Origin of the sequence: Microbacterium sp. 16-032 (assembly GCF_041079455.1) — a bacterium.
GTDB lineage: Bacteria > Actinomycetota > Actinomycetes > Actinomycetales > Microbacteriaceae > Microbacterium > Microbacterium testaceum_A.
This window is the reverse complement of the sequence record NZ_JBFYGQ010000002.1, coordinates 62,308-75,792: the sequence shown is the minus strand read 5'-3', so window position 1 is coordinate 75,792 and position 13,485 is coordinate 62,308. Positions and strand designations below refer to the sequence as shown.

Here is a 13,485-nt window from a genome sequence, read left to right as displayed (position 1 = left end):
CATGGCCACGACGCTTCCGCTCCAGGGGACGGGCCCTTCGCGCCCGACGACTCTCCCGCCGCGTCAAGCCGCGCTGCTGAGCACCACGCGTGTCGAGCAGAAGGGCAACCTGGTCGTCAAGTGGATCACCTCCACCGACCACAAAACCATCGGGTACATGTACCTGATCGCCTCCGTCATGTTCTTCATGCTCGGTGGTGTCATGGCGCTGATCATCCGCGCCGAGCTGTTCGAGCCGGGTATGCAGATCATCCCGACCAAAGAGCAGTACAACCAGCTGTTCACGATGCACGGCACGATCATGCTGCTCATGTTCGCGACGCCGCTGTTCGCCGGCTTCGCCAACGCGCTGCTGCCGCTGCAGATCGGCGCGCCCGACGTGGCGTTCCCGCGTCTGAACGCCTTCGCGTTCTGGCTGTTCCTCTTCGGCTCGACGATCGCCGTCTCGGGCTTCCTGACCCCGCAGGGTGCGGCCGGCTTCGGGTGGTTCGCGTATCAGCCGCTCGCCAACGCCAGCTTCTCGCCGGGCGTGGGCGGAAACCTCTGGATGCTCGGTCTCGGCATCAGCGGTTTCGGAACGATCCTCGGTGCGGTCAACTTCATCACCACGGTGCTCACGATGCGCGCCCCCGGTATGACGATGTGGCGCATGCCGATCTTCTCGTGGAACACGCTCATCACGAGCATCCTGATCCTGCTCGCGTTCCCCGTGCTGGCCGCCGCGATCTTCGCCGCCGCCGCCGACCGCGTGCTCGGCGCTCACATCTACAGCCCCGAGAACGGTGGAGTGCTCCTCTGGCAGCACCTCTTCTGGTTCTTCGGTCACCCCGAGGTGTACATCATCGCGCTGCCGTTCTTCGGCATCGTGTCCGAGATCTTCCCGGTGTTCAGCCGTAAGCCGATCTTCGGTTACAAGACGCTCGTGTACGCGACCATCGCCATCGCGGCCCTCTCGGTCGCGGTGTGGGCGCACCACATGTACGTCACCGGCGGTGTGCTGCTTCCGTTCTTCGCCCTCATGACGATGCTGATCGCCGTCCCGACGGGCGTGAAGATCTTCAACTGGATCGGAACGCTCTGGCGAGGTTCGGTCACGTTCGAGACGCCCATGGTCTTCGCCCTCGGCTTCCTCGTGTCGTTCGTCTTCGGTGGTCTGACCGGCGTCATCCTGGCGTCGCCCCCGCTCGACTTCCACCTGTCCGACTCGTACTTCGTCGTGGCGCACTTCCACTACGTCGTGTTCGGCACCGTGGTGTTCGCGATGTTCGCCGGCTTCTACTTCTGGTGGCCCAAGTGGACCGGAAAGATGCTCAACGAGCGTCTCGGCATGGTGCACTTCTGGATGCTGTTCATCGGCTTCCACATGACGTTCCTCATCCAGCACTGGCTGGGTGTCGACGGCATGGTCCGCCGGTACGCCGACTACGCCGCCGCGGACGGATGGACCTGGGAGAACCAGCTGTCCACCGTGGGCTCGATGATCCTCGGCGCCTCGATGATCCCGTTCCTCCTGAACGTCTGGATCACCGCTCGCAAGGCTCCGCGCGTCACGGTCGACGACCCGTGGGGCTATGGTGCCTCGCTGGAGTGGGCCACCTCGTGCCCGCCGCCGCGCCACAACTTCACCTCGATCCCGCGTATCCGCAGCGAGCGTCCCGCCTTCGACCTGAACCACCCCGAGGCCGGCATCCCGGTCGGTGTGGGGCCTGCGAAGGACGCCCCTGAGGCGCCCGTGGTCGACTCTGCGGCCGGAGAGGTCAAGTAAGAATGCGTACCAACGTTGGACTCTGGTGGCTGCTGGCCGTCTTCGGCTTCCTGATCGCCGCCGTCTACACCGTCTGGAGCCTCATCCAGCACGGTGGAGTCGAGTGGGTCGGCAGTGTCGCGCTCGTCTTCCTCGGCCTCATGTCGTCGATGATCGCGTTCTACATCTCGCGCGTCATGAAGGCGCAGCGCGGTGACCTGCCCGAAGACACCTTGACGGCTGACATCGATGACGGCGACCCCGAGATGGGCGAGTTCAGCCCGTGGTCATGGTGGCCCATCGTGCTCGCGGCCTCCGCCGCGATCGCGGTGATCGGCCTCGCGGTCGGCAGCTGGCTCGTCCCCGTCGGCTTTGCGGTGTTCGTCATCGCGATCGTCGGTTGGGTGTACGAGTACTACCGCGGGTACTTCGCGCGCTGACCCCGTGCCCATCCGGCTGAATGCGGCCGCCGTCTCCGACGCCGGCTCCCACCGTCCCACCAACCAGGACGCCGCTTTTGCGGCGTCCTGGGGTGCGGCGGTGGCCGATGGCGTCGGGGGAGGGCCCTCCGGGGACCTCGCCTCCGCCGCCCTGCTCCACCGTCTCGTGGCGACGCGAGGGGGCGGAATGGATGCCGACGGCCTTCTGGTCCGCATCCGCGAAGCGAACTGGGACATCCGTGCCCACGTCGAGCGCGATCCTGCACTGCAGGGCATGGCGACGACGTTCACCGGGATCTTCCTCAGCGTAAGCGGTGAGCTCTTGCTCGCCCACACCGGGGACTCACGGGCCTACCTGCTCCGCGACGGCGAGTTCACGCGCGAGACCCGTGACGACTCGTACGTGCAGGCGCTCGTCGACCACGGCATCATTCCCCCCGAGGCCGCTCAGGCACACCCGCGGCGCAACATCATCACAGCCTCGCTCGGCGGGGCCGAGGGCGACGTCGTCTCGGTCGCCGAACGACCTCCGGTAACCGGCGATCGATGGGTGCTCTGCAGCGACGGTCTGACCGACTACGTCCCCGAGGCTGATGTGGCCCGTCTCGTGGCCGAAGCGGTGGATCCTCGTTCGGCGGCAGCCGCTGCCGTGGCGCTGGCTCTCGAGGCCGGCACGCGCGACAACGTCACCGTCGTGGTCTGCGACGTCGTCGACGATGACGAGACCGCGGGAACGGACCCCGTGTTCTTCGGCTCGGCAGCCCGATGGTTCGCCGAGGACGTCGAAACAGCCTGACTCGTCGGACGTTCGGCGTCATCCGATCTCATCCGCCGACGCCGGCTCAGCGTCACCGAGCGGATCGGGCGAAGCCGTCCATGGCATCCTGAGCGATCTGCGCGCTACGCGGGCCGCCGTGGCCGTCCTCTTCGACGATCTCGAGACGGGATCCGGGCCAGGCGCGATGCAGTCGCCAGGGGATCAGCGACGGTCCGCTGATGTCGCGTCGACCGTGCACGAGCACGCCGGGGATGCCCTCGAGCTGGGACGCGCGGGACATGATCGACGCGGTACCGGGGAGGAAGCAATCGTTCGCCCAGTAGTGCGTCGCGAGGGTGGCGAAGTTGCGGCGGTGCCGGGGCTCGGTGTGCAGGGGGCCGGGCTTGGCGAGCGGGCCGAGCGAGACGTGCGCGACCTCCCAGACGTCCCAGTCGTCTCCGGCTCGCCGACGCACGGCGGGGGAGTCGTCGGTGAGCAGCCGGGCGTATCCCTCGATCGTGCGCTCGTCGTCGCGCAGGGGCGCGCGCAGGCGTGCGTGCGCCTCGGGAAACACCGGCGCGATGCCGTCGGTGATCCAGTCGATCTCCCAACGGGCACCCGTCGTGACGGCGAGATTGACGATCTCCGTGACACGGCCGGGATGCTCGAGCGCGTACGCGAGTGCCAGGGTCGATCCCCAGGAGACTCCGTGTAGAAGCCAGCGGTCGACGCCGAGGTGCGTCCGCACCGCCTCGATGTCGGCGAGCAGGTCGTCCATCGTCTGATGGCGCAGGCTCGACAGGTCGTCGGCGGCCCAGGGTTCGCTCCGCCCGCACCCGCGTTGGTCGATTCCGACGATGAGGTGAAGGTCGGGGTCGAAGCGCCGCCGATACCCGCCTGCGCCGAGGCCGCCGCCGGGGCCGCCGTGCAGATACAACGCGGGTCGCCCGCGGGGGTTGCCCGAGGTCTCCCAGTACACCCGGGCACCGTCCGGTCGCTCCACGAATCCGGAGGCGAACGGTTCGAGAGGGGGATGCTGCATGCCCGAAGCCTAACCGCAGGTGGGGGCGCTCTCGAGGCTCAAGAGCGGACCACCATGACGGTCGGGTCGAAGACCCGCTCGCGGAGCCCCTCGTCGTTCTCGGTGGGTTGGCCCTCGCGCACCCAGTACTCGTATCCGCCGATCATCTCTCGGACGTCGTATCCGAGCCACGCGAACGCGAGCGCGCCCTTCTGCCCGGCGTTGCAGCCCGGGCTCCAGCAGTAGACGACCACCGGCGTGCCGGCCGGGATCTCGCGGTGAGCTCGTTCGGCGATCTCCCGGTAGGGCATGTGGACGGCGCCCGAGACGCGTCCCTGCGCCCATGCGTCGTCTCCGCGCACGTCGACGAGCACCAGGTCGTCTCCGGCCTTCTGCGCGGCGTAGACATCGCTGGGGTCGGTCTCGAAGGCGAGACGGCGAGAGAAGTAGTCCACGGCATCGGTCATGCCTTTCACGCTAGAGACGCGTCCGGCACGCGGAAAGAGAGGGGATGCCATGCCCCCGCGCTTCTCTGCCAGCTGGCGTGGGCGGGGGAGCGGGTAACTCGCGCGGCGCTGGATCCGCGCGCACTCTTCGGAGCCGTCGTGACGGCTTGCCGGCCCGGGAAACGCGAAACCCCGGTGCCGAAGCACCGGGGTTTCGTCGACGGGCGATTACTCGCTCTTGTCGCCGTTCGGGCGGTTGCGCTCTTCGAGTCCCTTGGGAGCCGGGATCTCGACCTCGGCGCGCTCACCGACCGCGTTGCGGGGGCGACCGTCCTCATCGGCACGAGCGTTGGCGCCGGCGATCTCGTCGGCCTCCTCGTGGTCGATGTGGTCGAGCTCGTGGTGCTGGTGGGCGACCGCGGCGTCGAGCTCAGCCTGCGTGAGGGGAGCGAGCCGGTCCTCGAAGAACCAGCGGGACACCGCACCACGGACGTTCTCGTACCAGGGGATCTCACCGTTGGCGTTGGGACGGACGACGAGAGGCTCGTACGTCTCGTTGTCGACCAGCTTCCAGCGCTCGTACTCGTCGACCGGCTGGTGGACCTCGATGTACTCGCCGCCGGGCAGGCGGACGATACGGCCCGACTCGTAGCCGTGGAGCGCGATCTCGCGGTCCTTCTTCTGCAGCGCGATGCAGATGCGCTTCGTGACGAAGTAGGCGAGGATCGGGCCCAGGATCAGCAGGGCCTGCAGGACGTGGATGACGCCTTCCATCGTGAGGTGGAAGTGCGTCGCCACGATGTCCGAAGAGGCAGCGGCCCACATCACGGCGTAGAACGTCACACCGGCAGCACCGATCGCCGTGCGCGTCGCGGCGTTGCGCGGACGCTGGGCGATGTGGTGCTCGCGCTTGTCGCCGGTCACCCACGCCTCGATGAAGGGGTACACCAGCACGAGGACGATGAAGAGACCCAGGACACCGACGGGGATGATGATGTTCCACGAGAAGGTGTGGTCCCAGAGCACGAATTCGAGGTGCGGCGGGATCAGACGGAGCATGCCGTCGGCGAAGCCGATGTACCAGTCGGGCTGCGTACCGGCGGACACCGGGGACGGGTCGTACGGACCGTAGTTCCAGATGGGGTTGATCGTCACCAGCGCGGCGATCAGAACGATCACACCGAACGTGATGAAGAAGAAGCCACCCATCTTGGAGGCGTACACCGGGAGCATCGGGTAGCCCACGACGTTGCTGTTCGTGCGGGCGGGCCCGGCGAACTGCGTGTGCTTGTTGATGATCATCAGCATGAGGTGCACGGCGAGCAGCGCCACGAGGATCGCGGGCAGCAGCAGGATGTGCAGCGTGTACAGGCGTCCGACGATCGCGGTACCGGGGAACTCGCCGCCGAAGAGCAGGAACGAGGTCCAGGTGCCGATGATCGGCAGACCCTTGATCATGCCGTCGATGATGCGCAGACCGTTGCCGGAGAGCAGGTCGTCAGGGAGCGAGTAGCCGGTGAAGCCCTCGGCCATCGCGAGGATGAAGAGGATGAAGCCGACGACCCAGTTGAGCTCGCGGGGCTTGCGGAACGCACCGGTGAAGAAGACGCGGAGCATGTGGACGCCGATACCGGCGACGAACACGAGGGCGGCCCAGTGGTGGATCTGTCGGACGAGCAGGCCGCCGCGCAGGTCGAACGAGATGTGCAGGGCCGACTCCATCGCGGCCGACATCGCGATGCCGCGCATGGGCTCGTAGGCGCCGTTGTAATGCGTCTCGACCATGGACGCCTGGAAGAAGAACGTCAGGAACGTGCCCGAGAGCAGCACGACCACGAAGCTCCACAGCGCGATCTCGCCGAGCATGAACGACCAGTGGTCGGGGAAGACCTTGCGTCCGAGCTCCTTGACGATGCCCGACATGCTCGTGCGCTCGTCCATGTAGTTCGCGACGGAGCCGACGAAGCGGCCGCCGAGCGGCTTTCCGTCACGCCCGCTCGTCGCCGGCGCGCCGGCGTGGACCGCGGGCTCGGTGGTGACGTTCTCGGTGGGGTGGGTACCGATGCTCATGAGCGCTCCCAGAAGCTGGGGCCGACGGGCTCGTGGAAGTCACTCTGCGCGACGAGGTAACCCTCGGCGTCGACGGTGATGGGGAGCTGCGGCAGGGGACGGGCGGCCGGGCCGAAGATGACGGCCGCACCGTTGGCGACGTCGAACTGCGACTGGTGGCAGGGGCACAGGAGGTGGTGGGTCTGCTGCTCGTAGAGCGCGACGGGGCAACCGACGTGGGTGCAGACCTTCGAGTACGCGATGATGCCGTCGTACGACCAGTCCAGGTTGTTGGTCTCGGGGTTGAGCTGCTCGGGCTGCATGCGCATGAGCAGGACGATCGCCTTGGCCTTCTCTTCGAGGTAGCCCTCGTCGTGGCCGAGTCCCGCGAGTTCTTCGGGGATCACGTGGAAGGCGGAGCCCAGCGTGACGTCAGCGGCGCGGATCGGGCGTCCCGAGGGGTCGTGCGTCAGGCGCATGCCCTCTTTCCACATGGTGTGGCTGAGGAGCTTCACCGGGTCCTGGTCCTGCGGCGCGAGGCCGCGGAACAGGGTGATGCCGGGGATGACCGAGGCGGCCAGCGCGGCGAACAGCGAGTTGCGGATGATCTCGCGACGTCCGAAGCCGGAATCCTTGTTCGCCTCTTCGAAGACGTTGATCGCGCCCTCGCGGACCTCGTCGCGACCACGGGTGGCGTGACGGTCCTCGATGTACTCCTTGTCGGACATGACCGACTTGCCCCAGTGAATGGTGCCGATGCCGATCGCGAGCAGCGCGAATGCGATGCCGAGCCCGATGAAGAGGTTGTTGTAGCGGATGTCGATCAGCGCGCCCGACTCGATCGGGAAGATCATGTAGGCGATGCTCGCCCAGATGCTCGCCGCGACCGAGAAGTAGAACAGCGTGTAGACCGTGCGGACCGCACGCTTCATCGCCTGCGGGTCCTGGTCGGTCATGCGCTGACGGTGGCCGGGAAGGCCGGGGTTCTGTACGGCGTCGGGAACCGCGACGGCGAGCCCCGAGGCGGGCTTCCAGGAAGCCCTCTCGTGCTCGAGTGCGTCGTCCTCGTGTGCCATGGTGCTCCTCGTGCGTTTACGTGATGTCGAAGACGACGGTCAGTTGGACTTCGCCGTGATCCATACGGTCAGGGCGATGAGCGCCCCGATACCGAAGATCCAGATGAACAGACCCTCGGAGACCGGACCGAGCGAGCCGAGGGCGTAGCCACCGGGCGAGTCGTTCTTCTGCAGGTACATGAGGTACGAGATGACGTCGCGCTTGTCTTCGGGGGTGAGGTTCAGGTCGTTGAACACCGGCATGTTCTGCGGGCCGGTGACCATGGCCGCGTAGATGTTGACCGGGGTGGTGGTGTGCAGGTCGGGGGCGTACTTGCCCTCGGTCAGCGCGCCGCCGGCACCAGCCACGTTGTGGCACATGGCGCAGTTGATGCGGAAGAGCTCGGCGCCGTGCGACAGGTCGCCCTGGCCGTCGACGAGGTCCTCGGTCGGGTAGGTCGGTCCCGGTGCCGCGGACTGCACGTACGCGGCGATGGCGTTGACCTGCTCTTCGGTGAACTGCGGGGGCTTGACCGGAGCCTGCGGGCCCTGGGCCTGCAGCGGCATGCGTCCGGTCGAGACCTGGAAGTGCACCGAGAGCTCGCCGACGCCGAAGAGCGACGGGCCCTGCTGGCTGCCCTGGAGGTCGAGACCGTGGCACGTCGCGCAGTTGGCCTGGAAGAGCTTCTGCCCTTCCTCGACCGCCGTCGCGGAGTTCGCCTCGCTCGTGGGGGTGCCGGAGGTGGCGGCCATCGCGGCCGATGCGCCGGCGTAGACGCCTCCGGTCAGGAGGAGTCCGATGCCGATGAGCGCCGCGGCGGCCAGGGGGCTACGACGCCCGGACGCCCGACGAGTCTTCTTCTCGCGTGCCATGTGGGTACTGCTCTCTTACTTGAGGAAGTAGATGACGAAGAACAGGGCGATCCAGACGACGTCGACGAAGTGCCAGTAGTACGACACGACGATCGAGGTGGTCATCTCTTTCCGACCGAAGTTCTTCACGGCGTAGGCACGACCGATCACGAGCAGGAAGGCGATGAGGCCACCCGTCACGTGCAGGGCGTGGAAGCCGGTGGTGATGTAGAAGGCCGAGGCGTAGGGGTTGGCGCTGATGGGCATGCCCTCGGCAACCAGCGTCGCGTACTCCCACACCTGACCCGACACGAAGACCGCGCCGAGGATGAAGGTGAGGTAGAACCACTCCACCATTCCCCACTTCAGGAAGCCGGTGCGTCCGCCGGTGCGGTACGGCTGGTACCGCTCCGCGGCGAAGACGCCCATCTGGCACGTGACCGAGGACAGCACGAGGATGATCGTGTTGACGGTCGCGAAGGGGACGTTGAGCAGCTGCGTCTCTTCGGCCCACAGAGAGGCCGACGTGCTGCGGAGGGTGAAGTAGATCGCGAACAGGCCGGCGAAGAACATGACCTCGCTGCCCAGCCACACGATGGTGCCCACGGCGACCGGGTCGGGCCGCTTCACGGCACGCACAGCCTGGGAATACGTCGCTGAGGTCGTCACCGTTCCATTATGCGCGATCCGGGAGCCCGATATTCCCATCCCCACCCTGGGATATTCCATCGTCGAGACTTAGGGATGCCTCAGAATCTGCACATAAGGCCCGGTACGGAGGCTGTTTCGGAGCCGCGTGCCCGGGCGCGGTCACGCGACACGCGTATGGGAGGATCGTGGCATGGCGGAACGTTTCTCGTGGCCCGATCTCCTCTCGTCGCTGCTGGCCGGCACCGACCTCAGCGTCTCGGAGTCCACGTGGGCGATGCGCAAGGTAATGGCGGGGGAGGCCACGCCCTCTCAGCTCGGTGGTTTCCTCATGGCGTTGCGCGCCAAGGGTGAGACGGTGGAGGAGATCGTCGGCTTCCGTGACGCGATCCTCGAGGCGGCCGTGCCGCTGCCGGTCCGTGCCGAGGTGCTCGACATCGTGGGCACGGGCGGAGACCGTTACGGCACCGTCAACATCTCGACGATGGCGGCCATCGTGGCCGCGGCATCCGGAGTTCCCGTCGTCAAGCACGGGAACCGGGCGGCCAGCTCGGCCTCGGGCTCGTCGGACGTACTGTCGTCGCTGGGCATCGGACTCACGCTGTCGCCCGAGAAGGTGGCCGAGATCCTCGATCTCACCGGCATCACGTTCGCGTTCGCCTCGGCCTTCCATCCGGGGTTCCGGCACGCGGCGGCCACGCGATCGGAGCTGGGGGTCCCCACGGTCTTCAACTTCCTCGGCCCGCTCTGCAACCCGGCTCGCGCCGAGGCCAACGCGGTCGGCGTCGCCCACCTCGACCGCGTCCCCCTCATCACGGGCGTGTTCCGCACGCGCGGCGCGACGGCGCTGGTGTTCCGCGGCGACGACGGCCTCGACGAACTGACCACGACCGGGCACAGCCGCGTGTGGGAGATCAGCCGCGGCGACGTCCACGAGCACGACCTGGATCCCCGGGATCTCGGCATCCCTCTCGCCGATATGGACGACCTGCTCGGGGGCTCTCCCGATCACAACGCCACCGTGGTGCGGCGGGTGCTCGGCGGTGACCACGGGGCGGTCCGCGACATCGTGCTGCTGAACGCCGCGGCGGGGCTCGTGTCGTTCCGGCTGTTCCAGGACGCCGCCCAGGTGCAGCGACCGATCCTCGAGCGACTGGCCGAGGCGATGACCGACGCGGCCGCCGCGATCGACGACGGACGCGCCTCGGCGAAGCTCGACGACTGGGTTGACGCCTCGAAGGCGCTGGCGGAATAGCCGTGGACCCGCTCGACGCGCTCACCGAGATCGCGTACCTGCTCGAGCGGGAGAGATCGTCGCGCTACAAATCGAAGGCGTTCCGCACCGCGGCCGCCGCGATCGAGGGCTTGAGCGACGCGCAGCTGCGGGATCCGGGCCTCCGTCGTCGCGCGGGGATCGGCGAGTCGACCTTCGCGGTGATCCAGCAGGCCCTCGCGGGCGAGGTGCCCGAGCGCCTGGCGAAGCTCCGGGCCGAGTCCGCCCCCGCGGGAGGGGAGGAGCTGCGGGCGCAACTCAAGGGCGACCTGCACAGTCACAGCGACTGGTCGGACGGGCTGACGCCGATCGAGGCCATGGTCGACGCGGCGCGCGGTCTCGGCCACGAGTACCTCGCCCTGACCGATCACTCGCCCCGGCTCACGGTCGCCAACGGGTTGTCGCCCGAGCGGTTGCGCGCGCAGATCGAGATCGTCCGCGGTCACCGCGGCGAGGGATTCACCCTGCTCACCGGGATCGAGGTCGACATCCTCGACGACGGCGCCCTCGACCAGGAGGACGAGCTGCTGCACGCACTCGATGTGGTCGTGGCATCCGCTCATTCCAAACTGCGGATGGAACGCGGGCCCATGACGAGACGGCTCGTCGCGGCGGCGAGCGATCCACGGGTCGACGTGCTCGGGCACGTGACCGGTCGGCTCGTCGAGGGCGCCCGCGGGATGCGGCCCCCGTCGGAGTTCGACGCGCGCGAGGTGTTCGCGGCGGCGGCCGCGTCGGGAGTGGCGGTCGAGATCAACTCGCGCCCCGAGCGACAGGATCCGCCCGACGATCTGCTCGCCCTCGCGATCGAGGCCGGCTGCCTCTTCTCGATCGATTCCGACGCGCACGCTCCGGGGCAGCTCTCGCTCCTCGACTACGGTGGGGCGCGTGCCGAGGCCGCGGGCGTCCCCGCCGACCGGATCGTCACGACGTGGCCGCTCGATCGTCTGCGCGCCTGGCTCGAGCGGAGTCGCTGAGAGCGATCAAGCGGGAAGCGCCGCCAGTGCCCTCGTCATCGACGAGCCGAGGTTCCAGCGTTCGGCGAGCTTCTCGGCGGCATCGCGGTCGACCGGACCGAGGCGGTCGTCGAACGGAGCGAGGTCCAGCTCGCGGGCGACGCGCACCACGGTCGGAGCGGCCTCGAGGTAGTCCGCGGCGGCCGCGATCTTCGCGCGCTGGGCGGGCGTCCCCGCGGTGCCGTCGAGAACCCCGGATCGGACGCCGTCGAGATCGCCGCACGCGCTCAGCAGCGCCGCCGCGGACTTCTCGCCGATGCCCGAGACGCCCGGCAGGCCGTCGGAGGGGTCGCCGCGCAACACCGCGAAGTCGGCGTACTGATCGGCGTGGACGCCGTACTTCGAGAAGACGGCGGCGTCGTCGACGAGCTCGAGGTTGCTCATGCCCCGAGCGGTGTAAACGATCCGGATGCCGCGCGCGTCGTCGACCAGCTGGAAGAGGTCGCGATCGCCGGTGACGATGTCGACGGGAATCTCGGCGCGCGTCGCGAGGGCGCCGATCACGTCGTCGGCCTCGTGCTCGGCGGCACCCACCACGGGGATGCCGAGCACCGCGAGCGCCTCGCGGATGAGCGGGATCTGCGCCTCGAGCGGATCGGGCACCTCTTCGACGTCCGGCCCCGCGGCGACCACCTCGACGACGCGGTGGGCCTTATAGCTCGGAAGCAGGTCGACGCGCCACTGGGGCCGCCAGTCGTCGTCCCAGCACGCGACGAGCCGCGTCGGCTCGTACGTCGTGACGAGCTTCGCGATCATGTCGAGCAGGCCGCGGACGGCGTTCACCGACGAGCCGTCGGCTGCCTTGACCTTGTCGGGCACACCGTAGAACGCGCGGAAGTACAGCGATGCGGTGTCTAGCAAAAGCAACTTTTCACGACGTGTCGTCGACATATGGCCATCGTAGCGACGGTAACCACGGCGAGGCGGCTCGCGAAGACCGAGCAACTAGCTCCCGGCGGCCTAGGCTATCGACGTGGCGGAACCGCAATATCGGCTCGTCTGGCCGAAAGAACTGTTCATCTGGGAAGCCAACCGCGTAAGGCTGCTTCCAGAAGACATCCTCTTCCAGGCGTCTACTCACCTACTCGGCGAGGCGTTCGACGATTCGGCCGTGGTGAGAGCTTTCTCGGCGGAGTTCGGGACACGTAACGTGTTCGAGCCGGACGTGCACGGTGGGTCGATGCGCGGGTGGTTACTCGACCTCACGAAAGATGATTCCCGACTCATGCCGTATGTCGCTCCGCGCTACTACGCCGAGCGCGAGGGCCACACGTCGGCACCGGGTAACCCATATGACGCCCTCGGCGTTCAGTACGCCGCGCTCCTGCTTGAGCTGCAAGACCGCGGGTATTTCCCGGCGGCGCTACCGCGGTGGTGCTCCGATGCTCCCGTCGACTTTGACGAGGTCGGTGAGCGAGTCCGCCGAGCCATCCACATGCCGTTCGGCTGGGATGGTACTCCAACGATGGGTGGGGACTGGGACGAGCCAGTCCTCTACTCGATCATGGAGTACTTTCACGACCAGGCGCAGAGGCCGCGGACGATCCTGTACCACCACGATTACGGCGACTGCGGACCGCACTACGACTCGCATAGCGCCGAATCCGGGGGAGCGGTCTACCGTTGGCGGGTCAATGATCTCCTTCGTCGACACCGTGCGGAACTAGTCCTCGGACGCTCGGGTGAGGAGCGCGGACGCCTGATCCACCGCTTCGGGAACCCTATCGACGACAGTGCGGACGCTCGAGTGGCGGAAGGCTCGGGCAACCCAGAAGACGAAGTCGCGCACGCGATCCGCGACTTCCGTGAACGGGGCGCATCGAGCACACAAAAGCGACAGGCGCTCGCTCTTCTTGCCGGTGCCCTGGAATCTCGTCGTGGCAGGGCCAAGGTGGTTCTGGGGAGGGACGAGGACGACCTCTTCAACATCGCGAATAACTTTGGAATCCGCCACCGGAACGATCGCCAGCGGACTGCTTACGGCGACGAGTTCCTCGATTACCTGTTCGGGACATTCCTGTCGTCAGTGACGTTGCTCGAGGCGCTGGAGCGGCGCGACGGGAGTCAGCCGCCCAGCGGCATGCCAGTCTCGCCGTAGGAGTGTCCCGACCGCGAGCGGACTCGACGGGCTGCGCAAACGACGAAACGCCCCCGGGCGCGCTAGCGAAAGCGGGGCCGGGGGCG

The 13,485-nt window shown here is 67.6% G+C and carries 13 protein-coding genes; 6 read left to right on the top strand and 7 right to left on the bottom strand.

Annotated features, from left to right (window positions below; genetic code table 11):
- Nucleotide 1: 1 nt before the first annotated feature.
- Genes ctaD through AB6V31_RS03985 form a run of 3 tightly spaced genes read left to right on the top strand, consistent with a single transcriptional unit; the run spans nt 2 to nt 2,980 of the window.
- Nucleotides 2-1,765, top strand: a complete 1,764-nt coding sequence (gene ctaD / locus AB6V31_RS03995; protein WP_056227796.1) for a cytochrome c oxidase subunit I — start codon at nt 2-4, stop codon at nt 1,763-1,765.
- Between the two features lie 2 nt (nt 1,766-1,767).
- Nucleotides 1,768-2,184: a cytochrome c oxidase subunit 4 gene (locus AB6V31_RS03990; RefSeq protein ID WP_056227799.1), complete on the top strand. Its 417-nt coding sequence runs from the start codon at nt 1,768-1,770 to the stop codon at nt 2,182-2,184.
- A gap of 4 nt (nt 2,185-2,188) precedes the next feature.
- Nucleotides 2,189-2,980, top strand: a complete 792-nt coding sequence (locus AB6V31_RS03985; RefSeq protein ID WP_056227803.1) for a PP2C family serine/threonine-protein phosphatase — start codon at nt 2,189-2,191, stop codon at nt 2,978-2,980.
- A gap of 52 nt (nt 2,981-3,032) precedes the next feature.
- On the opposite strand, the gene AB6V31_RS03980 is transcribed toward AB6V31_RS03985, so the two are convergent.
- The 6 genes from AB6V31_RS03980 to AB6V31_RS03955 all read right to left on the bottom strand — a co-directional run bounded on the left by AB6V31_RS03980 (nt 3,033) and on the right by AB6V31_RS03955 (nt 9,072).
- Nucleotides 3,033-3,983, bottom strand: a complete 951-nt coding sequence (locus AB6V31_RS03980) for an alpha/beta fold hydrolase (protein WP_369364225.1) — start codon at nt 3,981-3,983, stop codon at nt 3,033-3,035.
- Between the two features lie 38 nt (nt 3,984-4,021).
- Nucleotides 4,022-4,429, bottom strand: a complete 408-nt coding sequence (locus tag AB6V31_RS03975; RefSeq protein WP_056227809.1) for a rhodanese-like domain-containing protein — start codon at nt 4,427-4,429, stop codon at nt 4,022-4,024.
- Nucleotides 4,430-4,636: 207 nt separating this feature from the next.
- Nucleotides 4,637-6,349: a cytochrome bc complex cytochrome b subunit gene (locus AB6V31_RS03970; protein ID WP_256335521.1), complete on the bottom strand. Its 1,713-nt coding sequence runs from the start codon at nt 6,347-6,349 to the stop codon at nt 4,637-4,639.
- 125 nt (nt 6,350-6,474) lie between these two features.
- On the bottom strand, nt 6,475-7,533 hold the full coding sequence (locus AB6V31_RS03965; protein WP_056227815.1) for a ubiquinol-cytochrome c reductase iron-sulfur subunit: 1,059 nt from the start codon (nt 7,531-7,533) through the stop codon (nt 6,475-6,477).
- 39 nt (nt 7,534-7,572) lie between these two features.
- Complete coding sequence (locus AB6V31_RS03960; protein ID WP_056227819.1) at nt 7,573-8,385, bottom strand: c-type cytochrome; 813 nt, start codon at nt 8,383-8,385, stop codon at nt 7,573-7,575.
- 15 nt (nt 8,386-8,400) lie between these two features.
- Nucleotides 8,401-9,072, bottom strand: coding sequence for a heme-copper oxidase subunit III (locus AB6V31_RS03955; RefSeq protein WP_056227822.1), 672 nt, complete (start codon nt 9,070-9,072; stop codon nt 8,401-8,403).
- 133 nt (nt 9,073-9,205) lie between these two features.
- Here AB6V31_RS03955 and trpD point away from each other — a divergent pair, with 133 nt between their 5' ends.
- Together trpD and AB6V31_RS03945 are read left to right on the top strand one after the other, a co-directional pair.
- Nucleotides 9,206-10,267: an anthranilate phosphoribosyltransferase gene (gene trpD / locus AB6V31_RS03950; protein ID WP_369364222.1), complete on the top strand. Its 1,062-nt coding sequence runs from the start codon at nt 9,206-9,208 to the stop codon at nt 10,265-10,267.
- Between the two features lie 2 nt (nt 10,268-10,269).
- Nucleotides 10,270-11,262, top strand: coding sequence for a PHP domain-containing protein (locus AB6V31_RS03945; protein ID WP_369364220.1), 993 nt, complete (start codon nt 10,270-10,272; stop codon nt 11,260-11,262).
- Nucleotides 11,263-11,268: 6 nt separating this feature from the next.
- Here the strand turns inward: AB6V31_RS03945 and AB6V31_RS03940 are convergent, their stop codons facing one another.
- The gene (locus AB6V31_RS03940) at nt 11,269-12,192 is read right to left on the bottom strand and encodes a 5'-3' exonuclease H3TH domain-containing protein (RefSeq protein WP_369364219.1); all 924 of its coding nucleotides are present in this window, start codon (nt 12,190-12,192) and stop codon (nt 11,269-11,271) included.
- A gap of 82 nt (nt 12,193-12,274) precedes the next feature.
- On the opposite strand from AB6V31_RS03940, the gene AB6V31_RS03935 reads away from it, so the two are divergent.
- Nucleotides 12,275-13,399, top strand: a complete 1,125-nt coding sequence (locus AB6V31_RS03935) for a hypothetical protein (protein WP_369364217.1) — start codon at nt 12,275-12,277, stop codon at nt 13,397-13,399.
- Nucleotides 13,400-13,485: the final 86 nt, after the last annotated feature.